The following is a 23,787-nucleotide window of genomic DNA, read 5'->3' on the forward strand; positions in this document are numbered from 1 at the left end:
ACATATCTGAGACGCAGTCCAAGAAAAGCGGAGCTTGAAATGGAACCCAATTTTTCGACGGATGTCCTGATCGTTGGCGCAGGTGCTGCCGGGTTGACCCTGGCCATCGAGCTCGCCCGTCGGGGCGTCGCGTTCCGACTCATCGACAGGCTGGGCGGGCCGTTTCCTGGCTCGCGCGGCAAAGGGATCCAGCCGCGCAGCCAGGAGGTGTTCGAGGATCTGGGCATCCTCGACCGCGTCGTCGCGACCGGCGGCCTGTACCCACCCCCGCGGCAGTATCGCGACGACGGAGGCTACGAGGAGTCGCAGGTCATGGGGCCTCAGGACCCGACGCCTGGCGAGCCCTATCGTCTGGCGCTCCTTGTGCCCCAGTTCCTGACCGAAGCCGCGATGCGTGAGCGTCTGGCGGAGCTCGGGAGCTACCCGGAGTTCGGCCGCGAGCTGAAGGGCTTCGAGCAGGATGGCGAGGGCGTCGACGCACGCATCAATGGCCCGACGGGCGAGGAGACCATCCGCGTCCGCTATCTCGTCGGAGCGGACGGAGGCCGCAGCGTCGTCCGGCACGCGCTCGCGATCGGCTTTCCCGGCAAGACCCTGGGGGTGCGCGCCGTCGTCGCCGACGTCGTCCTGGATGGGCTCAGCAGGGACGCCTGGCATCGCTTCAACGAGGGGTCGATGGAAAAGAATATGTCGCTGTGCCCGCTCGCCGGCACCGACATGTTCCAGCTGCAGGCGCCGATTCCCCTGGAGGGCGATGTCGATCTCTCCGCGGAAGGCCTCGCAGCGATGGTCGCGGGCCGCACGGGCCGAGGCGACATCGTGATCCGTTCGGTCTCCTGGGCCTCCGCCTACACCATGAACGCGCGCCTCGCCGACCGTTACCGGGACGGGCGCGTCTTCCTCGCCGGCGACGCCGCGCATATCCACCCGCCGACGGGCGGGCAGGGCCTCAACACGAGCGTGCAGGATGCCTACAACCTCGGCTGGAAGCTCGCCGCCGTTCTGGCAGGCGCGCCGGAGACGCTGCTCGCGACCTACGAGGAGGAGCGCCGGCCGGTCGCCGCGGCGACGCTCGGCCTGACGACGAAGCTCCTGGACGCGGCCAAGAGAGGCGTCATGCGCCGCGGTCGCGAGGTGCATCAGCTCGATCTGGGATACCCGGAGTCGTCGCTGGCCATGGAAAAGCCGCAACGCAGCGGCGGCATCAAGGCGGGCGACCGAGCGCCCGACGCGCCCGTCCGCGGCGTGGCGGGGATGCCGACACGGCTCTTCAAGCTCTTCCAGGGGCCGCACTGGACCTTGCTGGGTTACGGGCTGGACCGGCTCTCGGCCGTCGAGCCGCGCCCCGGGCTTCACATCCACGCCGTCGGGCCGCGCGGCGACATTGTCGAGGATGGCGACCATCTCCGCGCTGCCTATGGCGTGTCGCTCGGCGACTGGGTGCTCGTGCGGCCGGACGGATACATCGGCGCCATCGTGTCGTCCGAGCATGCACCGGCTCTGGAAGCCTACCTCGCCAGCGTCGGCCTCCCATCAGGGGGGTGACAAGGGCGAGGGCGCGCTCTCGCCACGCCGCGGGAGGCCCGGCACCTCTCCTGTACTGGCCGTGGCGGCAGGATGCGTCTTTCAGGTACTGTGACTGTGCCAGCGAGGGCGAGGGAGATCCTCGCGCCGCTTGGGCTCCGCTGGCAGTTCCGGAATGCCGAGCGCGTGATCCCACCGAAGGGATATCGGCTTGAACTGCCGTCCAGAGACGCCAGCCTCAGCACTCCGACGTCACCTGTCCTGCGGCTGCGTGAGCGTCGGCCCGGCCCCGGCGACGACGTCGATCGCCGGATCGACGCCGCACAGATGTGCATGATGGATCCACCACACCCAGCACAGCATGCCGAACGGCAGATAGCCGAAGTACCCGAGCAGCGGCATCTCGTACACGAGAAGCACGTTCACGTAGGGCACGTCGTACTTCCAGAAGTTGGGGTTGTGCGGCGTGCTGTAGAAGTTCCACATCTCGCCGACCAGGTAGTTGAGCGCGCACGCCAGGCCAATCAACGCCACCGGCGCCCAGTTGCCGCTGCGGATCGCCGAGAACGGCGTCCACGCGCCCGCGAGCGACACCGCCGCGGTCAGCACCAGCAGCGGGCTCAACCACAGCAGCGGGAACAGCGGCGCCGGCCACAGCACCAGGGCGGCCAGGGACAAGAGGCCGATCCACAGCAATCGACGGACCGCCGCGCGCGACAGCGCGATCTGCGGCCCACGCTCGAAGCGAGCCCGCAGCGGCGCGATCGTCGTCAGCAATTGATAGACAACGAAGATCGACGGCAGCACCGTGGTGAAGGCCAGGCCGAACCACGCCAGGTAGCCGCGCCGCGAGAAGATCGCGTCGTTGGGGTAGTACCAGTTCGAGCGCGTGAAGTAATTGAGGTACTCGAAGAAGTACCAGCACACGCACGAGGTCGCCGCGATCGCCAGCATCACCGCCGGCCGCCGCGATACAAGCGAGACCCCACCGGTGCGGCGATAGACCACGCCGTCGAGCGCGAGGATGAAGCCCCACCACTGCGGCACGAAGCTGTACGGCACCAGCGCCGCCGCCTCCTGCGGCTTGCCCCACATCAGCCCCCACGAGGCCGCCGCCAGCAGCACGCCCGGCACACACCACGGCGGGAACGGGACCGGTCGGACGCGCGCGGGCTGGGTCGCCGCCGGCGGGGCGAACCCGAACCGCCGCGGCGCGCACAGGAAGCCGAGAATCAGCAGCGCCAGGGCGACGCCGAGGCCGAACACGAACCAGCTGAAGCCCGGTACGTCCGGGCTCTTCGGCGGCGGGAACACGCCCCATGTGTCGGGCATGTCGCCGTGGACCAGCAGGCGGGTAGCGAGCGGCGTCGCCACCAGGGCGAGCAGGCCGAGGAAGAGCGGAAGCTTGCGGATGTTCGCAGACATCGTCAATCACGACGTGTATCACGAGCGCCGCACCGGCGTAACCACCCAGCCAGCGTCATGGGCGTCGCCACTTGTGGGCGCGCGGGTCGTGGGCCGGCGGGTCGCCGAAGGCGCGGGTCCCCTCCGTTTTCTGCCGAGCAACGTGACGTGGCGCTGCGCGCCTGTCGGGGAGACAGGGAACACCACCGTGCGCCTGCGCGCGAGAGGCCGCGGCGCGTGCTTCAGCGGCGGCAGCCGATGCGCTCGGTCGCGACGATGACGTCGTCGTAGAGAATGGTGTGCGCGTCGGAGACGGTCAACCCGCGCTCTTCCATCTCCGCCCGCCGGCGAGCGTCGGAGTCGCGCTCGTAGTAGGCGTCGAGCATGAAGCTCTTGAAGCGCACATCATCGCTCGATCGGAAGTCGAAGCCCTCGAACGGCTCGGGCGGCGTGCACGCGCTGAAATCGCACCCTCCCGTGTGGAACTGGTCGCGGAGCCAGGTGCCGTCGGGGTGGCCGGGGCGGTAGTCGCCGACCGCCACGCCGTCGATCCAGAACGCGAGCGCGCCGTCGCTCTGGCCGACCGTGTTCGCGCGCGCGTGCATCTCGACGCAGAACCAGCGGTCCCGCGGGAACGGCGCTTGCCCCGGCGGCTGGAAGCCGTTTCCGTAGTGGTACGTCGTGCCTTGATCTCCCGCGCAGCCAGGCGTGGTGGTCCCGTCGTTACAGCGGCCGGAGCGCATCTTGTACCAGTAGGCGTAGAAGTTGAAGACGTCGTCGGTGTTCGTGTCGAAGTCGAACCAGAAGCCCTCGTCTCCGGGCGGCACCGTGTTCGCCAGGCCGCTGCTGTCCCAGCTCTCGGTGCCCGCCGCCATGCGCACCCAGTGGTGCGGGTTCGGAGCGAGCTCGGGGAAGCGCACGTGGAAGCGCCAGTAGGTCGCGTCGACGCGCGCGTGGGTGACCCATGTGGACGACGAGACGTACGTCTCCTCGGCCAGATCGGCGGTCGTCACGGTCGAGCGGAGGTAGCCCTGTCCGGCGTGGGCGGTCGCCGGGTCGGTCTCGATGTGAAGGTAGCGCGTGTCGGCGGTTGGCCCGTCCCAGCGCCCCCAGCCTTGCTCGAAGTCGTCGTGAAAGAGCACGGCCGGGTCACCGGCGATCCCGACGTCGCCCGGGTAGCGCTCGCTCAGCGTGCCGGGGGGCGGCGATGTGTCGCCGCCGCCGCCAGCGCTCGTTCCGCCGCCGCCGCCGCCAGCGCTCGTTCCGCCGCCGTCGGGGTGCGGCGAGGGCATGTCCGGCCCTGAGCCGCCGTCGCCGCCGGAGCCCGGCGTGGAGTCGCAGGCGGCGAGGAGCAGCGCGATCACCAGGGGAAGTTGCAGATGGTTCTTCATCCTTCCACGCTATCCGCTGCTCCGCCGCCTGCGCGAGCGGCTCTGCGCCGCCCCCGCAATTTTTCTGTCCTCGACTTGTGGGAGGGATAGGGATGTCACCGCGCGGGGTGCTCATGCCGGCCAACCAGCGCCGTTGCGGCGGACGCGCCGCTGCGCGGCAAGGCGTTGGGCGGAGAGGAAGATGGAGAGGGAGAGATTCACAGGGAGGCGGGGAGGCCGGGAGGCGAGAGCCGGGATCAGCCGTTCGAACCAGCAGTCGCAGCGCCGGCTGTTTCGGGTTGCGTTGATGCGGGGCGGCTGGTGGTGCCGGAGTGGTCGTCTTCGATGCGAAGCCAGCAGACCCAGTTGCGCGGAATTGACGTCCCCGCACCCGCCCTGCGAACGAGCGACCTCGAGGCAGCCGCCCCCGAGCGAGCTCAAACGATGGTCCCCCGCTCTCGCCTCCCATCCTTGTCCGTACTCTCTCTCTCCTCCCCGCCTCCCCGCCTCCCTGTGTACTCTCTCTTTCTCTGTCTCCCGCCCAACGAGCCGCAGCTGCCGGCGGCACTGCGCTCCGCGGCAGACCGGCAAGGCGTCAGACCGACTGGTGGCCGCCCTGTCGAGCAATTGCGGCGGCTGGTGCGCGTTGTTCTTGACTCCTCGCGCTGCCTGCGCTGCCCCGTCGTGACGAGGACTTACGCGCTAGCGGATGTCGTCGACGCTCACGCCGAGTCGCTCGGCGTAGAGGCCGAGGGTGCGCTGCCACGCCGGGCGGGCCTGACAGCGCTCGTAGTAGGCCTTGAGCCTCGGGAAGGGATCCATCAGGTCAGTCTTGCGGGTGCTGCGCAGGACGCCGGCCATCATGATGTCGGCCGCCGTGAAGTCGTCGCAGGCGATCCACTCGCGGCCCTCGAGGCGGCGCTCGACGCCGCCGAGCCAGCGGCGGGCGAGCTTGGGCACCTCCGCGTGGAGCTTGTGTGCGGCCTTGCCGCTGTCGAATATCCCGATCATGTCGATGCACACCAGGGTCGGCTCGACGGTGCTGACCGCGGCGAAGCACCACTGGACGACGCGGGTGCGGCCCTGGACGTCGCCCGGGATCAGCTTGCCGGCCTTCTCCGCCAGGTAGAGCACCACCGCGGCAGATTCGGCCACCACGAAGCCGTCGTCGTCGATGACCGGGGCCTGGTGGAAGGGGCTGATGCGGCCGTAGGCGTCGCTGTCGAGCTCGCCGGCGGCGTGGTCGAGCGCGTGGACTCGATACGGCAGCCCGGTCTCCTCGAGCGCCCACTGCGCCCGGAGGTCTTTCGTCTCGCCGACCCCCTCGGGGAAGATATTTCCGAAGCCATAGAGCGTGATCATGTCGTCCTCCGAACGGTGGCCGGATCCACCGGCCCACTCCGGATTCTGCCATACAGCGGACGGCGGTGCGAGCTCCAGCGCCAGACCGCGCGCGAGCCGCCCTGTGAGCAGATTTCTCGCAGCAAGACCCGAAGGAGGGTAAGCTATGCCAGTGGCAGCTCCCAGCGTCTTCGAAGCCGTCGTGCCAGGATCCATCTGGGTCACCGAACGTCCGATATGGTTCGGCGGTGTTCGCCTACGATCGAGAACTACCGTCGTTCGACTCTCGGGTGATGCCCTCTGGGTTCATAGCCCCTGCACGCCCACCGACGATGTGTGCGCGGCGCTCGATGCGCTAGGCGAGGTGCGCTGGATCGTGGTGCCGAATCGGTTCCATCACCTGCAAACTCCAGCTACTGCCGCTCGGTACCCAGGCGCGCTCGTCGTCGGACCGAAGTCTGCCGAGTCGCGCAACCCGCACGTCGGCGTGACCATGGGCGCGGACGATGCCGCGTATATCCGCTCCACGCCTGAGCTGGTCTCTATTCAGCTGAGGGGCGTTCCTTTTCTTGACGAGACGGTCTTCTTCCACCCAGCCAGCGGTTCCCTGATCGCTGCGGATCTGCTCCTGTCCGCCTGCGCACGCGACCACTGGACCTGGCGAATTGCAGCGCGCATCTGGGGACGCTACGGAAAAGTCCGGACGCCCCCTGACGTCCGGATGCATACTCGTGCGAGCTCGGCGGTGGCTGGATCGATCGCGCAGATGCGCGCGCTGCCACTCCAGCGAATCCTCGTGGCCCATGCCGATCCGATCACGGATCGACCCGTTCAACAGCTCGCCGAAGCCTGGAGCTTCGCTGTTCCCTCTCACATGGGGCAGTCCAGCGCCACGCTCTAGCATCGTGATACTCTGGTCTCGCGCCTTGGTCGACATCGCCACTGTCTCGTTCAATTCTGGCCCTGGCAGCGGCAGCGGCGGCGCTGGCGCCGGCAGCAGCGGTGGCGGCGGATGCCACATGGCGGCCGGGTCCTCCGCCGCGACGCCAGCGTTCCTTCTGGTGCTCGCCGGCCTGTTCCTCCAGCGCCGGAGACGCCCCCTCAAGGTGTGTTGATCGACAATCGATCGCTGGTGCAGCCCGGGGACCCGACCCGCGACGAGGCGGCGCAGCGGCGGCTCTGTGAGATCTCCGAGCGCCTGACCGGCGTCACCTGGCCCGTCTGACCAAGCCGAATCCGGCAACTCGATCGGGCGGGTCTTGCTACGGTGCCCGGATGCCTTCTCAGCGCACCCTGCTGCCGCGATCGGCGCCGGCTGCCTCGGGGATGTCGTCCCGTTCGATCGCCGCGCTGCTGGACCGGCTCGAAGCGCAATCCGTCGAGTGTCACTCCCTCATGGTCGTACGCCACGGTCACGTCGTCGCCGAAGGCTGGTGGGCGCCGTACTCGGCCGAGCGCCCGCACCTCCTCTACTCGCTGACCAAGTCGTTCACCTCGGTCGCCGTGGGGCTCGCGATCGCCGACGGGCTGCTCTCGCTGGACGACCGGGTGGTGGACGTGTTGCCCGACCACGTTCCGGCCGACATCCCGGAGCAGGGGCGCCGCCTCACCGTTCACCACCTGCTGTCGATGACGGCCGGACACCGCACGGACAGCCTCGCCGAGGCCTGGCAACTGGAGCCGGGCGACCTGGTGAAAGGCTTCCTGCGCGTACCGTTCACCGAGGCGGAGGGAACACGGCACACCTATGACAATTCGACCACCTTCGTCCTGGCCCGGATGGTGGAACGGGTCACCGGCCGCGGCCTCCCGGAGCTGCTCGACGAGCGCCTCTTCAAGCCGATGGGCGTCGAGCACGCCGAATGGGACCGGGTGGCGAGCGGCGCCGCCTTCGGATTCCACGGACTGCACCTCACGACCGAGGCCGTCGCCGCCTTCGGCGAGCTGCTGCTGCGCGGAGGCCTTTGGGGCGACCGGCGGCTCGTCCCGCGCGAATGGGTGGAGCTCGCGACCAGACGGCACATCGAGACAGTGCAAATCGAGGACTGGTCGGAGAACCCCGACTCACTCTGCGGGTACGGCTACCAGTTCTGGATGTCGCGCCACGGTTATCGCGGTGACGGCGCCTTCGGGCAGCTGTGCGTGGTCGTCCCGTCGCACGATCTCGTGATCGTCGTGACCGGCGCCACAACGCAGGGTGAGGCAGTGCTCGACCCCTTGTGGGAGTGCCTGCTGCCCGGCCTGGACGACGCGGGAAGCACCCGGGACGACGAGATCCTCGCCGATCGGCTGCGGCGGCTGTCCTTCGCGCCGGTGCCGGGTTCGGCCGCCCCGGAGCGTTCTGCCAAGGCGAGACTCGACGCCTCCGCCGCGGGGTCGGCGCTGCCCGACGGGACCGCGGTGATCGTCGAGCCCGTGGACGGTGGATGGCTCCTGCGATTCGGGTCGCTCCTCGACGTCGAGGTCGGCCACGGCGAATGGCGGGAGAGCTCGCCGCTCGGCCGCCCTGTCGTCGCGGCCGGCGCCTGGCAGGGCGACACGTTCGTCGCCGAGCTCTACGTCATCACCACACCGCACCGGGTCCGGCTGGTGGTCGACGCCGACGCGGGGACAGCGGTGGCGACGTGGAGCACCGTGCCCCTGACCAGCCCCGATCTGATGTTGCATCTGCGGTCGCCATTGATGACACGGCCCGACGTCGCATAGGTGATGTCGGCCTGATCATTGGATGGAGCTCGGCGTCCCGGGCGACCAGACTGAGCCGGGTGAGAACCCAGCGATTCGCAGTGCCGGCCGACGCGGCCCGCGACCTCGCGCTCGACGCCGGGTCGTGCACATGTCGCGAGCCTGTGAAAAGAGAGCGGATCTGAAGCGCTCCAGGTGGCCGCGCATGTCCGCGTCGTCGTCGGCGACGACGATGCGCGTCCTCGCGCCCTCGGAGGTTTCACCGACCGGCGCTCGCATCGCGACGTCCGCGGCTCACTCCGAGCCCGCGATTCCGGCGAGGATCAGGTCGATCCCGGCGAGGAGCTCCTCGCGGTCGTCGTGGCCGGGGAGGTGGGCGGCGACGTTTCGCGTGAACGGGTACTCACGGGCGTCGAGCTCGCGCCATCGCGCCGCTGCCGCCTCGAGGAAGTCGACGCGGTTCGTCGACGGCGCGAGCTCGCGGCGCGCGAACTGGCTCGCCGTGGCGTTCTGGACGCTCACGCCGATGACGTAGCTGAGCAGCGTCGACGCCGCGGTGAACTGGGCGCTCCCGCGAACGCCCAGCGCCTCGACCTGGCGACCGAGGCGCTCGTAGATCCGCAGCATCGCCGTCTCCCACGGAGCGCGTGAGAGCTGCGCACCCACCCACGGATGCGCCTCGATCGCGTCGAACACGCCGAGCGCGACGCGATGGATCGCTTCGCGCGGCCTGGTCGAGCTGCGCACCTCGCCCATCGTGCGCGCGACCACGGCGTCGGCCGCGGCGACGAGGAGCTCGCTCTTGTTCGTGACGTGCCAGTAGATTGCGCCCGGGCCCGTCGCCAGGCTCGTCGCGAGCGCGCGGAACGTCAGCCCATCCTCACCGTCCGCGTCCAGCAGCGCGATCGCCGCTTCGACGATCCGCTCGCGCGACAGCGCATCCTCGCGGCGTTTCTCGCGTTCCGGCCCTCGCGTCTCCTTCTTCGCCAAGGCTCCATCTTGACATTTCTGGAGCGGCGTTCCAAGTAAATGAGTGGAACGCCGTTCCACGCTGAAGACCGAGAGGGATCACGATGACTTCTATCGCCATCATTGGCGCCGGACCGGGCGGGCTCACGCTCGCGCGCGTCCTCCACGTCCACGGAATCCGGGCGACCGTGTACGAGGCGGACGCCTCCGCCGAGGCGCGTGCCCAGGGCGGGATGCTCGACATCCACGACTACAACGGCCAGCTCGCGCTCAAGGCCGCCGGCCTCTTCGACGAGTTCCGCCGCATCGTCCACGAAGGCGGTGAGGCGATGCGCATGGTCGATCCGCAGGGCACGGTCCTCCTCGACCAGCCGGACGACGGCACCGGCGTTCGCCCCGAGGTGCTCCGCGGCGACCTCCGGCGCATCCTCCTCGACTCACTCCCGCCTGACACCGTGCAATGGGGCCGCAAGCTCACGGGCGCGCGCGCGCTCGGCGACGGAAAGCACGAGCTCACCTTCGCGGACGGGTCGACCGTGACCGCCGGCCTCGTCGTCGGCGCCGACGGCGCGTGGTCGAAGATCCGGCCGCTCCTCTCCGACGTGAAGCCCGAATACGTCGGCACCGCCTACATCGAGACGTACCTGCTCGACGCCGACGCGCGGCACTCCGCCAGCGCCAAGCTCGTCGGCGGGGGCGCGCTCTACGCGCTCACGCCCGGCAAAGGCATCATCACGCACCGCGAGAAGAACGGCGTCCTCCACACCTACGTCGCGCTCACGAAGCCAAAGGCGTGGATCGAGAGCATCGACTTCACCGATCCGAAGACGGCGCGGGCGCGCGTCGCCGCGGAGCTCGAAGGCTGGGCCCCGGCCCTGACCGCGCTCATCACCGACGGCGAGACCGATCCGGTCCCGCGCATGATCCACAAGCTCCCCGCCGGGCATCGCTGGGATCGCGTGCCCGGCGTGACGCTCCTCGGCGACGCCGCGCACCTGAGCCCGCCCGACGGGGAAGGCGCAAACCTCGCGATGTACGACGGCGCGGAGCTCGGCAAGGCCATCGCCGCGCACCCGGATGACCTCGAAGCCGCGCTCGCCGGATACGAAGAAGAGATGTTCGTCCGTGGAGCGAAGGCCGCTCCCGAAGCCGCGGCGACCTTCGAGCTTTGCTTCGGCGAGACCGCCCCGCACGGCCTCATCGCATTTCTGTCGGGCGGGGAAGCGCGGTCGAGCGGCCAAGAAGCGTGAGCCCGGGGTGCCCGACGTGGCCGCGCGCGAGCGGGGCGCCGGCGATGTAGATCGGCGCGACGCGCGCGCTACTTCACCAGCACCTCTCGATGCTCCACGCTCGCGCCGCCCCGCGTGTCGTGCACCACCGCCCACAGGGACACGCGCCCCGGCTCCGAGGGCGGTATCCACGTGGTCCCGTTGTCCGCGCGGTCGCCGGTCACCGTGTCGCTCACCAGGCGCCGCGCCCCGTCGAACTCGCCCCCGTCCGTGTAATAGTCGACCCAGATCGCCTCGCGCACCGGCGGCCCGCCGAGCCCGGCCGCCTCCACGTCCTCCTCGGCGGCGTCGGGCGGCACGAGCGCCTCGATCTCGTAGGTCGTGCACTCGCCGTCCGCCGGCTGCGTCGCGCTGCAGCCCTGGGCCTGCTCCTCTGGCCGAGCGCACCGCTTCACGACGGACAAACCGTCCTCGCTCGGCGTGACCTCGTTGCCCTCGAGCTTCAGCGTGAAGCCATCGATCCGCGGGTTCGCGTTGGTCCGCCTGTCCCCGAAGACATACACCTGCGTGTAGCCCACGACGAAGCTGTCCGGGCCGAGCACCGCCCCGTCCTCGCCGACGCACTCCAGCGGAAACCCGGCCTCCGCCGGCGCCGACGCGACACGCACCTTGCCGGCGCACAAGGTGAAGAACACATAGGCCGCCGAGTACACGGTCCCCGTCTCGGTGGGCTGCGCGTCGTCGAGGATGCTGTCGGGCAGATCCATCGTGAACCTGGCCCTGGGAGGCTCGCTGCCAGGCTCGTCGCTCGGCTCCGGTGTGATGAGGATGTCCCGATCGAAGAGCCGGGGCGCGTCGTCGCCCTCCTCGTTCGCGCCGTCGTCCGCGCCCCCGGCGGCGAGCTGCGCCACCGCGCCGAGGAGCTGCGGGAGGCACCCGATGTGCTCGTCCACGCCGACAGGCGGGTTCACGCAGCCGCCCAGCCACGTGATCTCGACCGGCCGCGCGCCGCCTTCCGGGCTGCCGAGCCCGTCGGCGTAGGTCATCTCGAACGTCACGTCCTCGCCCGGGCCGCGCGCGGACGGCGGCGCCGCGTACGGCTTGTCCGCCGTCACGGCGAGGACGCGGAGCCCCTCCACCTCGGACGAGGGCGAGAGGTCGCTCCCCGCGCAGCAGGGGACGCCCAGGGCCAGCGCCGAGAGCGCGACGAGCAGCGCGCGGCGCGCGGGCAGTGCGGTCCGTTTCATCAGAAATCTCCTCGCAGCCCGAGCGTGGGCAGGAAGGGGAGCCCCGTCACGTACTCCCGCTTCGTGTAGTTGAAGTTGTAGCTGATGCCCTCCGCCGCCGCGTGGTTGTAGACGTTCTGGATATCGAGGTAGAGGCCGAGCTGCCAATCCTTGAATTTCCACGTCTTGTCGGCGCGGATGTCGAGCTGATGGAACAGCGGCATCCTCTCGCTGTAGTCGCCCCCGAGCGGGATGGGCGAGTACCTCGCCGAGGAAGCGTGGTAGATCGCGTTCACCCGGTTCGGATTGCACCCCTTCTCCTCGGGATCGCAGACATAGGGCGTCTGCAGGTTGCCCGACACGAGGCGGAAGCGCGCGCCGAGCTCCCAGCCGCGGCCGAGCCGCAGGCTCCCGAGCACGGTGAGGACATGGGTCTGATCGTACGGCGTGGGGTGCTCCTCCTCGCCCGGGCCGTCCGTGCGCACCGACCGCGAGAGCGTGTAGGCCGCCCAGCCGAAGAAGCGCTCGTCCGGCTTGTACTTCAGGAGCAGCTCGCCGCCGACGGCGTACCCGGTGCCGTCGTTGGCGTAGCCTTCCTTCTCCGGAGAGAAGACGACCAGCCGATCGAGCGCCTTGTAAAACCCGTCCACCGTCACGTCGATCTGGGGCGTGAGCTCCTGCTCCACGCCGAGGCCGTAATGGATGGCGCGGTTCGACTTGAGCCCCGCGGTGCCGAACGGCTCGATGGTCTCCTGGAACTGGGGCGCCTGGTGATAGAGGCCCACGCCGCCCTTGGCCGTCGTCCGCGGGAAGCCGCTCTTGATGTCGTAGCGCGCGTTGATCCTCGGGCTCACGTCGAGCGTGCGCGTGTCGAGCGCGTAGTCGACCCGCACCCCCGGGACGATCCGCGCGCGGGGCGAGGGGACGACCTCGAACTCGGCATACGCGGCCGGCCGGGAGTACACGCCGTCGAACGAGCGGTCCTGGAACGGGGCGAGCGAGAAAGGCTGGTTCGACGGGTGTCCGGCGGGATTCTGCGACGGCGCGCGGAGGTTGACCGTGGCGACGCCGCCCGAGAGGTCGGTCCCTACATTCATCGTGAGGTACCGCGCGAACCGGTGCGACAGCTCCAGCCGGAGGTCGAGCGATTTCGTGGTGACGTTGAAGGCGAGGGGAGCGACCTGGAAGTCGAAGACGTCCCGGCCGAGCGCCAGCGACCAGAGGAGCCGATCCCGGCTCCCGAGGCGGTTCTCGTAGCTGAGCTGGAGGCGCTGGAAGGCCGTGTGCAGCCCGAGATCGCCCGTCAGCGCGGGCTCGTCCTCGGGCGGGTTGTCCAGCGTGATCTCGAAGCCGTCGTCCGACCCATAGAAGCTCGCGCGCACGCGCTCGCTCGTCGAGGGGTGGCCCTCGAGGACGAACTGGTAATCGTAATAGACGGGCGCCTGCGTCACGCTGGAGCCCACCTCCTTGAGCACGGGCCCGAGCCACGCGTCGACCCAGCTCCGGCGCCCCGCCGCGATGAACGTCCAGTCCTCGAGGAGCGGGACGGGCCCCTCGAGGAGCAGGCGTCCGTCGATGAGGTCGAGCTGGACGACGCCGTGGTACTTGCCGTCCTGCTTCGGCGAGCGGAGCCCTACATCGACGATGCCGCCCATGGCGCGGCCGTACACGGCGCTGAAGTTGCCCGGGTAGAAGTCGATCTTCTCGAGCATCTCGGTCGGCACGACCGAGGAGAGGCCGCCGAAGTGGTAGATGATCGGCACCGGGGTGCGGTCGATGAACGTGAGCGTGTCCTCGGGCGCGGAGCCGCGCACGATGAGCAGCCCGAAGCCGCTGCGCGCGACGCCGGGGAGGCTCTGCAGCGAGCGCAGCGCGTCGCCGCCGGTGCCAGGGATGCGGTCGATCTCGCGGCGCTCGAGCGTCCTCCGGGTCACCTCGCGCGGCGGGCGCTCCCCCTGCACGGTCACCTCGATGCCAGCCGGCGCCTTGCCGTCCTTGGGGGCCGCGAGCGAGATGCGGTAACGCACGTCGATCGCCTCGCCGGCCGCGATCTCCTCGTCGGCCGCGAAAGGCTCGAACCCCGGGGCGGCGACCTCGACACGGTACTTGCCGGGAGGGAGGTTCTTGAACCGGAACTTGCCGCCCTGGTCCGTCTTCGCTTCCTCGCGGCCGCCGTCGGGGCGCAGGAGGCTGACCGCGACGTCCGGGAGCGGCTCGCCGGTGCCCGCGGCCATGACGGTCCCGACGACCGTCTCGACGTCCGCCGGGGGCGCGGGCGCGGCCGCCTCGGCGGGCTTCGGCGCGAGCGTGAACGAGTAGCGGTAGAGGATGCGGACCGCCGCCGGCGTGCCGTCCGGGCGCCGCGCCGGCTCGAACTCCAGGCCGGGCGCGGCGGCGAGCGCGGCCTCGTCGAACCCGTGCCCGCCCGGCGTCGCCACCTCGACCTTGGTCACGCGCCCGGTCCTGTCGATGTCGAGCTTGAGGACGACGCTCCCCTGGACGCCGGCGCGCTGGGCCTCCTCCGGATACGCCGGCGGGGAGTACTTGATCAGCTTCGGCTCGGTGGCGGCGGCCGGCGCCGGCGGGGCCGTGCCCGGCTGGGGGACGACGACCGCGCCGGCCCCGCCGCGGGGAACGGAGATGCCGCCCGTGTCGCCGTCGCCCCCGGAGGGCGGGGGCTCCGGCGGCGGCGCGCCGGCGGGCTGCGCGCGCGCCGCGCCGCCGGCCAGCGCGACGGCGAGCAGCAGCGCTTCAGAGACGATGAGGCGCATCACAGAGGACGCTGTGGAAGGCATGCGGTCCGCCCTCTCGCATGACGACGATGAGGCGAGAAGATGGTTCTTGCGGCCGGGTCTGTGCTCTGGCCCAGCGTACCGTGGTTCGCGGTCGATCCTCTCGCGATAACGCCTCTCGCGGCGCGCTCGCCATGACGGACGTCGCTCGACCGGGGCCCACACCATCCCCCACCCGCCGCGCCGGCGCTCAGTAGAGCGCGTCCTGGTACTGCCACCGTTCCGAGAGCCACGCCTTCAGGTACGCGATCTCCTCCTCGTAGGTCGTGAAGTCGCGGCGACTGCTCCAGCCCTCGTAGGTCCGGTAGGCCTCACCCCACCTCGCCTCGTCGTGGCGCGCGCTCGCGTCGATGCGCTGCACGTAGCCGTCCACGAGCGCCTGCACCTCGGCGTCGCTAAAGGCGCCGTGGAGCACCTCGTCGTAGCGGGCGCGCAGCGGGTCGCCGATCGCGGGCTCCTCGAGGAAGCGCTGGAAGAGGAGGTTCGTGCCGGCGTAATCGACGCGCGCCGAGGCCGACTCGCGCTCGGTCTCCCACGACTGGCCGAAGCTCGCGTTGAAGTCCCACGGCGCGTAGCGGAAGACGCCGCCGGCCGCGGGGTCGCGGTAATGATAGCTGTTCTTCCCGGCCGAGTCGTTGGCCACGATGAACGTGACGAAGATCCACCAGTCCTCGTAGTCGCGCCGATCGATGCGCGACCCGAGCTCGGCGAGGAACGTCTCCTTGTCGGACGTGGCCACGAAATTCACGAGGTCCTCCAGGTCCTCGAACGCGCCCGGCTCGCCCTCCTCCGGCAGGCCCTCCTTCTTCTCGAAGCCGTCGTGCAGCGTCTCCTTCGGCGCGTCGTCATTCTCGTGGGACGTCAGCGCGAAGTTCGCGTCGTGGCTGACCGCCTTGTAGAGATTGCCGTCCTGCGAGTAGCCGTGGTCCTCCATCAGGTATCCATCCACGTGATCGCCGACGGTGTAGAGCCCCCGGTACTCCCCGTCGATGTACAGCACGGCGCTGTAGGTCTTGATCTGGATGTGCGCCGGATCGAGGCGGTTCCAGAGGTCGTAGGCGAGGCGCTGCCGGATATAGGAGTTGTCGTCGAACGTGCTGACGAGCACGACCTTGCGACGATCGGTGAACCCACCGGCCTCGTCAGGCTCGTTGAACTTGTCCCCCTTGGGGAACTTGAGGGTGTAGCTCTGCTTCGGGTACGAGAGCGAGCTCTCGCCGCGCAGCTCCGCCTCGGCCTCGTACGTGTGGCCGCGGTAGACGACCGTGGCCGGGGCGTACTCCTTCGCTTCAGGGCCCGGCGAGAGGAAGAGCACCGGCAGGCCGTACTCCTCGGGGTAGCGGGCCGGATCGACGACGGGCACGTTCGCCGGATCGGCCCAGTTGTCCGCGACGCCGACCTTCACGCGGCCGACCTCGCCCGTCTGGGCGACGCGGAGCTCGATCTCGTAGACCGCGGCCTGATCGAGCCCGGGCGAGAACGTCACCTCGCGCGCGACGGGGTCGTAGGCGGCGCCCTCGGGGAGCGGCCCCACCTCGAGCGCGCCGTCGGCGAGCGCGAGGCCGGTCGCGCACGAGACGGGGAACGTCACGGTCTCCCCCTCCAGGAGCCAGTGCGGCCCGCCGCCCGACGGCTCGCACGCGGAACCCTCGTTGCCGGACGGGCCGCCGGCCGGCTCGATCGCCGGATCGTCGTCGGAGCAGCCGGCTCCGTGCAGCGATCCAAGGACCAAGGCCGTCGTCAACGGAAGGTATGAACGGAAGATTCGCATGGGGACGATCTTAGCGCGCGGGCGCCCCTGGCGCGCGGGGGCGCCGGCGTGGATCGCCTGGACGATGACGATGAAGGCAGCCCTCCGGCTCGTCGGCGGCCTCTACAGGCCGACCCGGGCGTCAGGGCCGAAGCACGCGACGATGCGCAGCTGCGCTGTCCAGCGAGCTCGCGGCGAGCAACCCGGTGAAGGTGATGACACCTGGTCGGGGTCAACCTCGTTTCGAGTAAGCTCGCCGGCGTGCCCACCCTGACGCTGACACGGAGGGAGCTGAGCCGGGCCACGCTCGCGCGACAGATGCTGCTCTCGCGGGAGCGGGCCACGGCCGTCCACGGGCTCGAGCGGCTGATCGCCCTCCAGGCCCAGCTCGCGCGGCCGCCTTTCATCGGGCTCTGGTCGCGGCTCGCGGGGTTCCGGCGCGAGGAGCTCGTCCAGCTCGCCCTGCGCCGCGAGGTCGTCCGGGCGCCGTTCCTGCGGGGCACGCTGCACCTCGTGAGCGCGAAGGACTACCTGGATCTGCACCCGATCCTCGCGCCCATGCTCCACGCGGCGATGCGGTCGGTCCTCCGCGCGCGCGCGGATGCCCTCGACGTGGAGCGGCTCGTCGCCGAGGCGCGCGCGTACTTCGACGAGGAGCCGCGGACCATGGACGAGCTGCGCGACCACCTGGCCCAGCTCCACCCCGAGGGCGACGTGCGGGCCATGGCCCTGGCGGTACGCATGCACCTGCCGGTCGTCCAGGTCCCCACCGAGGCCGCGTGGGGATACCCGGGAACGGCCGATTTCGCCCCGGCGGGGTCGTGGCTGGGCAAGCCGTTCCGTGAGCACGAAGGGCCTCGCGCGCTCGTGCTCCGCTACCTCGCGTCGTTCGGCCCGGCGACGGCGACCGATGTGCAGACGTGGTCCGGCCTGGCCCGGATCAAGGAAGTGCTCCAGCCGCTGCGGGAGCGGCTCTGCACGTTCCGCGACGAGCGCGGCCGGGAGCTCTTCGACCTCCCCGATGCGCCGCGGCCGCCCGCGGACACCGCGGCGCCGGCCCGGTTCCTCCCCGATTACGACAACCTCCTGCTCGCGCACGACGACCGCACGCGGATCATCGCGGACGAGCATCGCGGTCGGATCCTCCTGTCCGCCAACCTGCGCATCCTGCCGACGTTCCTCGTGGACGGCTTCGTGGCCGGCACGTGGACGGTCGAGCGGAAAAAGGCCGCGGCCACGCTCGTCGTCGCGCCGTTCGAGGCCCTCTCCAGGGAGGCGCGCGAGCAGCTCGCCGAGGAAGGGGAGGCGCTCCTCCGCTTCGTCGAGGAGGACGCCGGCGCGTTCGCGGTGCGCTTCGAGAAGCCCGGGCCCGCGAAGGCGCCTGCCGCGCGGCCGAAGGGCAGGGGACCTCGCTGAAGGCCACCGGCCGGAAAAAAGTGCCGCCAGGGGGTCGCTGACCGCGCACGCGTGGCGATTGCCGCTGGTCTACGGCCGCGGTCGCAGGCATCTGGAGTGAATGAGGAGAACCTGATGGTCATCGAGCTGACCCCGAGCTTCGAGGTGATCGACCCGCGCTTCCGCAAGCTCGCGCTCCCGCACGTGCACGTCGACAAGCTGTACACGGGCTGCCGCTGGGCGGAGGGGCCGGCGTGGTTCGCAGCGGGGCGCTACCTCGTCTGGTCGGACATCCCGAACGACCGCATGCTGCGCTGGGACGAGACCGACGGCTCGGTCTCGGTGTTCCGCCAGCCCGCGATGAACGCCAACGGCCACACGGTCGACCTGCAGGGCCGCCTCGTCTCCTGCGAGCACCGCGGCCGCTGCGTCTCGCGCACCGAGCACGACGGCTCGCGCACGGTGCTCGCGTCGCGCTTCGAGGGCAAGCGGCTGAACTCGCCGAACGACGTGGTCGTGAAGTCCGACGGCAGCATCTGGTTCACCGACCCGAGCTACGGCATCGACAGCGACTACGAAGGCGACGCGTCGCCCAGCGAGCAGGGCGCGCAGCGCGTCTACCGCGTCGACCCTGGCTCCGGCGCGCTGACGGTCGTCGCGGACGACTTCGTGCAGCCGAACGGCCTCGCCTTCTCGCCGGACGAGTCGCTGCTGTACATCGCCGACACAGGCGCGACGCACGTGGAGGACGGCCCGCACCACGTGCGCAGGTTCCGCGTCGGCGCGAACGGCACGCTGACCGGCGGCGAGGTGTTCGCGACCTGCCCGGTGGGCGTGTACGACGGCTTCCGCGTCGACGTGCACGGCAACCTGTGGCTGTCGGCCGGCGACGGCGTGCACTGCCACGCGAGCGACGGCGCGCTGCTCGGCAAGGTGCTGATCCCCGAGACGGTGTCCAACGTCTGCTTCGGCGGCGCGAAGCGCAACCGCCTGTTCATCTGCGGCACGACGTCGCTGTACGCGGTCTACCTGAACACCCGCGGCGCCGGGCGCTAGCTAGCGGGTCGGCGCGCGCGAGAGCTGGCGGAGCGTACTGGTCATCGGCCCTCCTGCTGCTGTCGGCCGTAGACCAGCAGCATGGCGATGATCACGGCGCCGTAGATGATCTGGCGGCCGGCCTCGGGCATCTGCAGCACGCTGAGCATGCTCTGGAGCAGCACGATCAGGATCGTGCCGAGGACGGTGCCGAGGTACGTCCCGCGTCCGCCCATGATGTTGGTTCCGCCGATCACCACCGCGGCGATGGCCGGCATGAGGTAATCGTTGCCCATGGCCTGGTAGGCCTTGTGCGAAAAGCCCGCCAGCAGCATGCCGGTCATGGCGGAGCACACGCCGCACATCACGAAGCCGCCGATCAGCACGAGGTGCGTCCTGACGCCCGAAAGATAGACGGCCTGCTCCTGGTTGCCGACGGCATAGATGTAGCGGCCGAGCGCGGTCTTCTTCAGCACGAAGGTGCCGACGCCGCCGACAAGGATCCAGACGAACAGCGAGTTCGGGATGGAGAGCGTCTTGCCCACGGCCAGGGCCTCCATCCACTCGGGCGCCTCGCTGCGCGGCGCGAAGCCGCCGGTGTAGACCACCATCAGCCCCTGAAGCACGGTGTTCGTGCCCAGCGTGAAGATCATCGAGGGCACGCGGAGGTAGGCGACGCCGAGCCCGTTCACGAGGCCCGCGGCGGCGCCGATGGCCAGGCCGCAGGGCAACGCGGCCCAGCCGCCGACCCCTGCGGCCAGCATGGCGCTCGAGGTGAGCACCCACGGCAGCGAGAGATCGATGTGACCGAGCAGGATCACGATCATCACGCCCGTGGCGGCCACGCCCAGGAAGGCGGCGATCTGCAGCTGTTGCAGGATGTAGTACGGGCTCAGGAAGCTCAGCGTGCCCTGGGTGACCAGCGTGCCGATCGAGCCGATCACGAGGACGACGCCGATCGACAGCAGCGTGTACCAGGTCGGCCTGTCGATCTCGCCGAAGCGGCTCTTGAGGGAGGGGAGCTGTCGCATCGCGCTCACCTGAAGACGTGCAGCCGGTTCTTGACGCGGACGACCCAGAGCGCGCCGAGGCAGACGGCCGCGAGCAGGATGAGGCCCTCGAAGAGCGGCTGGTAGAGGGGGTTGGCGAGGAAGCCCAGCGTCGAGCCCTCGTTGATGACGCGGAAGTTGAAGGCGACGGAGCGGAGCACCAGCGCGCCGAAGAGCGATCCTATGGCGCCGCCGATACCTCCGTACAGCGAGGTGCCCCCGATCACGACGCAGGCGATGGAGTTCAGCGTGTAGGAGCCGGCTTGCGGGATGTCGGCGTTGCCCGACGTCGTCTGCAGCGCGAGGTAGAGGCCGCCGACGCTGGCGAAGAACCCCGACAGCGTGTACGCGGCCAGCTTGACGCGCTTGATGCGGACGCCCGACATGTACGCCGCCTCCGGCGACGCGCCGACGGCGTAAGCGCCGAGGCCGTAGCGGGTGCGGCGGTAGTAGGTCCAGAGCAGCGCGAGCAGCGCCATCCAGATCGCGGGCGACGGGATCTTGCCGACGAAGTCCAGCGCGCCGTCGAGGGGGGCGGCGCCCGCGGCCTGCAGCAGCTCGTCGAGATCGAAGGTAGCCGCGAACGCCAGATCGCCGTCGACCTGGCCGCCGGGCGTCGGTCTCAGGAACAGCGCGATGCCGATGAAGATCGTGCCCGAGGCCAGGGTGGCGATGATCGGTTGCAGGCGGCCGTACACGACGAGGCAGCCGTTGAGCAGGCCCGCCGCCATGCCCACGGCCAGGCACAGCAGGATTCCCAGGAGATTCTCGAGCGCGCCGCCGGCAAGGACGTGCGAGGCCAGGCAGTTGACGAGCGTGATCACCGCGCCCACGGACAGATCCAGGCCGCCGGTCAGCACGGGGATCGTCTGGGCCATGGCCGCAGCCACCAGCACGAACGACTCGTTGGCGTTCTGCCCCACCAGCGACGCGCTGAAGCCCTTGGGGTGGGACAGCGAGTAGAGCCCGTAGAAGAAGATGCACAGACCGACGGCCACGAGCAGGCCCTGGTTCTGGCGCAGGCGGAGCTTCCAGTCCTTCATCGTGCCTCGGGTTGCGCGCGCTCGGCTTCGGGCTTCGCGCCCTCAGGCCCGCCGCGCAGACCGAGGGCCAGGTCCAGGATGTTCTTCTCGGTGATGTCGGGCCCCACGAGCTCGCCCTGCACGCGGTTCTGGTAGAGGACGAGCACGCGGTCACAGCAGCCGATCAGCTCGTGGTAGTCCGTGGTGTAGAAGAGGATGGATGTACCGGCGTCCGCCAGCTCGCGGAGCAGCTGGTAGATCTCCTGCTTCGTGCCGACGTCGATGCCGCGGGTGGGGTCGTTGAGCATCAGCAGCCGCGGCTCCGTCATCAGCCACTTGGCCAGCACGACCTTCTGCTGGTTGCCCCCGGACAACGACGACACCGGGTCGTCGAGCGAGCCGATCTTGATCTGGATGCGGCGCACCATCTCGTCGATGCGCGCGGCCTCGCGCTGGCGGTCGAGCACCACGCCGCTCGTGAACTTGTCGAGCGAGGCCAGCGACATGTTCGCGGCGATGGCCATCGGCAGCATCAGGCCTTCGGTCTTTCGGTCTTCGGGCACGAGGGCGATGCCGTGCGCGCGGTCCTTGGCGTGGCGCGGGCTCGCCAGCTTGACCGGCTTGCCGTCGATCTTGATCTCGCCGCGCAGATCCTTGAGCACACCGAACAAGCCGAGCAACAGCTCGCGCTGGCCCTGGCCGTCGAGCCCGCCGATGCCGAGGATCTCGCCCTTGCCGAGCTTGAACGAGACGCGCTCGAGCTGCCGCTCCCAGCTCAGGTCGCTCACCTCGAGGAGCGTCGCCGGGAAGCTGCGCGCCGCCGGCTTCGGCGGGAAGACGTGGCCCATGTCACGGCCGATCATGAGCTCGACGATCTGGTCGTCGCTGTGCTGGCCCTTGGCGAAGGTCTCGATGTGCCGACCGTTGCGGAAGACCGACATCACGTCCGCGAGCTCCTTGATCTCGTGCATGCGGTGCGAGATGTAGAGCATGCCGACGCCCTGAGCCTTGAGCTCGGCCAGGAGCGCGTAGACCTTCTCGACGTCGCCGCTGGTCAGCGCCGAGGTGGCCTCGTCCAGGATGAGCAGCCGCGGGTCCTTGCCGAGCGCCTTCGCGATCTCGACCATCTGGCGGCGCGAGAGCGGCAGGTCGCTCACCCAGGCGTTCGGGTTCACGCCCTCGCAGCCGACGCGCGCCAGGAGCTCCTCGGCCCTGCGGACCTGCGCCTTGCGCTCGAAGAGCCCCAGGCGGTTGGTCGGCATGGTGATACCGATGTTCTCGGCCACGGTCAGCGTCGGCATCAGGGACAGCTCCTGAAAGACGCAGACGATGCCGGCGGCGTTCGCCTCGATCGGGTGGTCGAACCGGACCGGCTGGCCGTGGAGCAAGAGCTCCCCGGCGCTCGGCTCGACCACGCCGCCGATGATCTTGATCAGGGTGCTCTTGCCCGCGCCGTTCTCGCCGAGGATCGCGTGCACCTTCCCCGCCTCGCAGGCGAAGTCGACGCCGCTCAGGGCGGTGACTCCGCCGTAGTGCTTGGAGACGGCCCGGAGCTGGAGGAGCGGAGGGCTCACCGGTTCGGTCATGGTGCTGGGGCGCCCGCGGGGCGCTACTCCACGTCTACTTTGCGTCTACTTTACGTCGGATTCCGACTCGTTCATGATCTTCACGCCCGAGATGTTGACCCCGCAGGGCGGGAACTCGTTGGGCGTGAAGAAGTTGTCGGAGAGCTGGGAGAAGAAGTTCTCGCCGTCCTTCAGCGTGGTGTGATCGGCCGCGGGGATCGGCACGGAGATCATCTGCGGCAGCGCCTTGCCTTGCAGGCCCTCGAGCGCCGCCTTCATCGCGATGGCCGCGAGCCCCGGCGACTGGCCGAGCGAAAGGCCCTTCATGCCCTGTTCGTGGTGCTTCGCGATCAGCTTGCGCACGCCGTTCTCGGCCTCGGTGGCGACCGGGATCGGCTTGTGGCCGGCGTCGAGCAGCGCGCGGACGGCGCCCGTCGAGCCGCCCTGCGCGAAGAGCGCGTCGAACTGGCGGTGCACGGCCAGCGCGTCGGCCACCGCCTTCTGCGCCTTGCCGTCGTCCCAGCTGCCGACCACCTCCACGATGGTGTAGCTCTTCCCCGGCGCTTCCATGACCTGGCGGAAGCCGTCGTGGCGGTCGCGATCGACGGAGTTGCCCTGCAGGCCGCGGACCTCGAGCACCTTGCCCTTCCCACCGAGCTGCTTGTCGAGGAACTCGCCCCACTGGCGCCCCATCGCCAGCTGGTCCTCGTTGACCTGCATCACCTTGTCCGTGTCGAGCACGTTGTCGAACGGGACCAGGATGACGCCCTTCTTGTCAGCGAGGCGGATCACGCGATCGAAGCCGTCGGGGCTGACGGCGAGCGTGGCGATGCCGTCGAAGCCCTGGTTGATGAAGTCCTCGATCGCGCCGAGCTGGGCCGCGACGTCGGTGCCGGTCGACACCACCTTGAACTCCTTGAGCAGCGGCGCGATGGCCGGGTCCTTGGCGAAGGCCTTGGCCGTCTTGACCATCTGGATGCGCCAGGCGTTGCCGACGTAGCCGTTGACGAGCGCGAGGCGGAACGGCGGCTTTCGCGCCGTCCACTGCAGGTACTTGGTGTCCTTCTTCCACGGCGCGAAGCACTCGGGGTTGAAGCCGGGCCCTGGCACGATCTTGGGCCCTTGCCCGCTCGGCGCCTGCTCGGCCGCGGCGCTGGCGGGGCCATCTGCGGCCTGAGTGCTGTCGGGCTTACCTTTACAGGCAGAGAGGCCCCAGAGCCCGAGCGCGCAGCTCAACACCGCCGCTGCGCGCCGCGCCGGTCCACGAGACTTCAACTGGCCAATCGACATCGTGCCGCTACCTTTCGAGCAAAGAGATGTGGTCGGATAGAGACCTCTACGGCCCATCACACGTCGTGGTGGCCTTCCCATCGTGCAGCCACGCTGCACGCTCTGGTCGAGCCGCGAGACCTTACGCTATCCGCCTTCCTC

General features: G+C 69.8%; 18 protein-coding genes. 7 read left to right on the forward strand and 11 right to left on the reverse strand.

Annotated features, from left to right (window positions below; translation table 11 throughout):
• The first annotated feature begins 39 nt into the window (after positions 1–39).
• Entirely contained in the window at positions 40–1,545 is a 1,506-nt protein-coding gene (locus tag WME89_RS19955) for an FAD-dependent oxidoreductase (protein ID WP_438010708.1), read from the forward strand.
• Between the two features lie 231 nt (positions 1,546–1,776).
• Here the strand turns inward: WME89_RS19955 and WME89_RS19960 are convergent, their stop codons facing one another.
• From WME89_RS19960 to WME89_RS19970, 3 genes are all read right to left on the reverse strand, one after another.
• Entirely contained in the window at positions 1,777–2,949 is a 1,173-nt protein-coding gene (locus tag WME89_RS19960) for a small-conductance mechanosensitive channel (RefSeq protein ID WP_438010709.1), read from the reverse strand.
• Positions 2,950–3,170: 221 nt separating this feature from the next.
• Positions 3,171–4,319 carry a hypothetical protein gene (locus tag WME89_RS19965; RefSeq protein WP_438010710.1) on the reverse strand — a complete coding sequence of 383 codons (1,149 nt, stop codon included), beginning with the start codon at positions 4,317–4,319 and terminating at the stop codon, positions 3,171–3,173.
• 681 nt (positions 4,320–5,000) lie between these two features.
• Positions 5,001–5,660 (reverse strand): glutathione S-transferase family protein, encoded by a 660-nt coding sequence (locus WME89_RS19970; RefSeq protein WP_438010711.1) that lies wholly within the window; start codon positions 5,658–5,660, stop codon positions 5,001–5,003.
• A gap of 145 nt (positions 5,661–5,805) precedes the next feature.
• Here WME89_RS19970 and WME89_RS19975 point away from each other — a divergent pair, with 145 nt between their 5' ends.
• The 3 genes from WME89_RS19975 to WME89_RS19985 all read left to right on the forward strand — a co-directional run bounded on the left by WME89_RS19975 (position 5,806) and on the right by WME89_RS19985 (position 8,345).
• Entirely contained in the window at positions 5,806–6,540 is a 735-nt protein-coding gene (locus WME89_RS19975) for a DUF4336 domain-containing protein (RefSeq protein ID WP_438010712.1), read from the forward strand.
• Entirely contained in the window at positions 6,443–6,754 is a 312-nt protein-coding gene (locus WME89_RS19980; protein WP_438010713.1) for an MYXO-CTERM sorting domain-containing protein, read from the forward strand. The genes WME89_RS19975 and WME89_RS19980 overlap by 98 nt, the downstream gene beginning before the upstream one ends.
• A gap of 160 nt (positions 6,755–6,914) precedes the next feature.
• Positions 6,915–8,345 carry a serine hydrolase domain-containing protein gene (locus WME89_RS19985; protein WP_438010714.1) on the forward strand — a complete coding sequence of 477 codons (1,431 nt, stop codon included), beginning with the start codon at positions 6,915–6,917 and terminating at the stop codon, positions 8,343–8,345.
• A 273-nt stretch (positions 8,346–8,618) separates the two neighbouring features.
• Here WME89_RS19985 and WME89_RS19990 read toward each other — a convergent pair whose 3' ends face one another.
• The gene (locus WME89_RS19990; protein ID WP_438011952.1) at positions 8,619–9,314 is read right to left on the reverse strand and encodes a TetR/AcrR family transcriptional regulator; all 696 of its coding nucleotides are present in this window, start codon (positions 9,312–9,314) and stop codon (positions 8,619–8,621) included.
• Between the two features lie 83 nt (positions 9,315–9,397).
• Here WME89_RS19990 and WME89_RS19995 point away from each other — a divergent pair, with 83 nt between their 5' ends.
• Positions 9,398–10,543 (forward strand): FAD-dependent oxidoreductase, encoded by a 1,146-nt coding sequence (locus tag WME89_RS19995; RefSeq protein WP_438010715.1) that lies wholly within the window; start codon positions 9,398–9,400, stop codon positions 10,541–10,543.
• A gap of 68 nt (positions 10,544–10,611) precedes the next feature.
• Here WME89_RS19995 and WME89_RS20000 read toward each other — a convergent pair whose 3' ends face one another.
• The 3 genes from WME89_RS20000 to WME89_RS20010 form a co-directional block, all read right to left on the reverse strand.
• Positions 10,612–11,769, reverse strand: a complete 1,158-nt coding sequence (locus WME89_RS20000; RefSeq protein ID WP_438010716.1) for a hypothetical protein — start codon at positions 11,767–11,769, stop codon at positions 10,612–10,614.
• Positions 11,769–14,519 carry a TonB-dependent receptor domain-containing protein gene (locus tag WME89_RS20005; protein WP_438010717.1) on the reverse strand — a complete coding sequence of 917 codons (2,751 nt, stop codon included), beginning with the start codon at positions 14,517–14,519 and terminating at the stop codon, positions 11,769–11,771. Before WME89_RS20005 ends, WME89_RS20000 begins: the two co-directional genes overlap by 1 nt.
• A 211-nt stretch (positions 14,520–14,730) precedes the next feature.
• Entirely contained in the window at positions 14,731–16,272 is a 1,542-nt protein-coding gene (locus tag WME89_RS20010; RefSeq protein WP_438010718.1) for a CotH kinase family protein, read from the reverse strand.
• 279 nt (positions 16,273–16,551) lie between these two features.
• Between WME89_RS20010 and WME89_RS20015 the strand changes: the two genes are divergently transcribed.
• A complete protein-coding gene (locus WME89_RS20015) occupies positions 16,552–17,706 on the forward strand; it encodes a winged helix DNA-binding domain-containing protein (protein WP_438010719.1) in 1,155 nt (384 codons plus the stop codon).
• Positions 17,707–17,820: 114 nt separating this feature from the next.
• The gene (locus WME89_RS20020; protein WP_438010720.1) at positions 17,821–18,741 is read left to right on the forward strand and encodes an SMP-30/gluconolactonase/LRE family protein; all 921 of its coding nucleotides are present in this window, start codon (positions 17,821–17,823) and stop codon (positions 18,739–18,741) included.
• A 41-nt stretch (positions 18,742–18,782) separates the two neighbouring features.
• Here the strand turns inward: WME89_RS20020 and WME89_RS20025 are convergent, their stop codons facing one another.
• Genes WME89_RS20025 through WME89_RS20040 form a run of 4 tightly spaced genes read right to left on the reverse strand, consistent with a single transcriptional unit; the run spans position 18,783 to position 23,631 of the window.
• Positions 18,783–19,751: an ABC transporter permease gene (locus WME89_RS20025; protein ID WP_438010721.1), complete on the reverse strand. Its 969-nt coding sequence runs from the start codon at positions 19,749–19,751 to the stop codon at positions 18,783–18,785.
• A gap of 5 nt (positions 19,752–19,756) precedes the next feature.
• On the reverse strand, positions 19,757–20,812 hold the full coding sequence (locus WME89_RS20030; protein WP_438010722.1) for an ABC transporter permease: 1,056 nt from the start codon (positions 20,810–20,812) through the stop codon (positions 19,757–19,759).
• Positions 20,809–22,377, reverse strand: coding sequence for a sugar ABC transporter ATP-binding protein (locus WME89_RS20035; RefSeq protein ID WP_438010723.1), 1,569 nt, complete (start codon positions 22,375–22,377; stop codon positions 20,809–20,811). Before WME89_RS20035 ends, WME89_RS20030 begins: the two co-directional genes overlap by 4 nt.
• 45 nt (positions 22,378–22,422) lie before the next feature.
• On the reverse strand, positions 22,423–23,631 hold the full coding sequence (locus WME89_RS20040) for a sugar ABC transporter substrate-binding protein (protein ID WP_438010724.1): 1,209 nt from the start codon (positions 23,629–23,631) through the stop codon (positions 22,423–22,425).
• Positions 23,632–23,787 lie beyond the last annotated feature (156 nt).

This window comes from Sorangium sp. So ce321, assembly GCF_051530195.1.
In the GTDB taxonomy this organism is placed as follows: domain Bacteria; phylum Myxococcota_A; class Polyangia; order Polyangiales; family Polyangiaceae; genus Sorangium.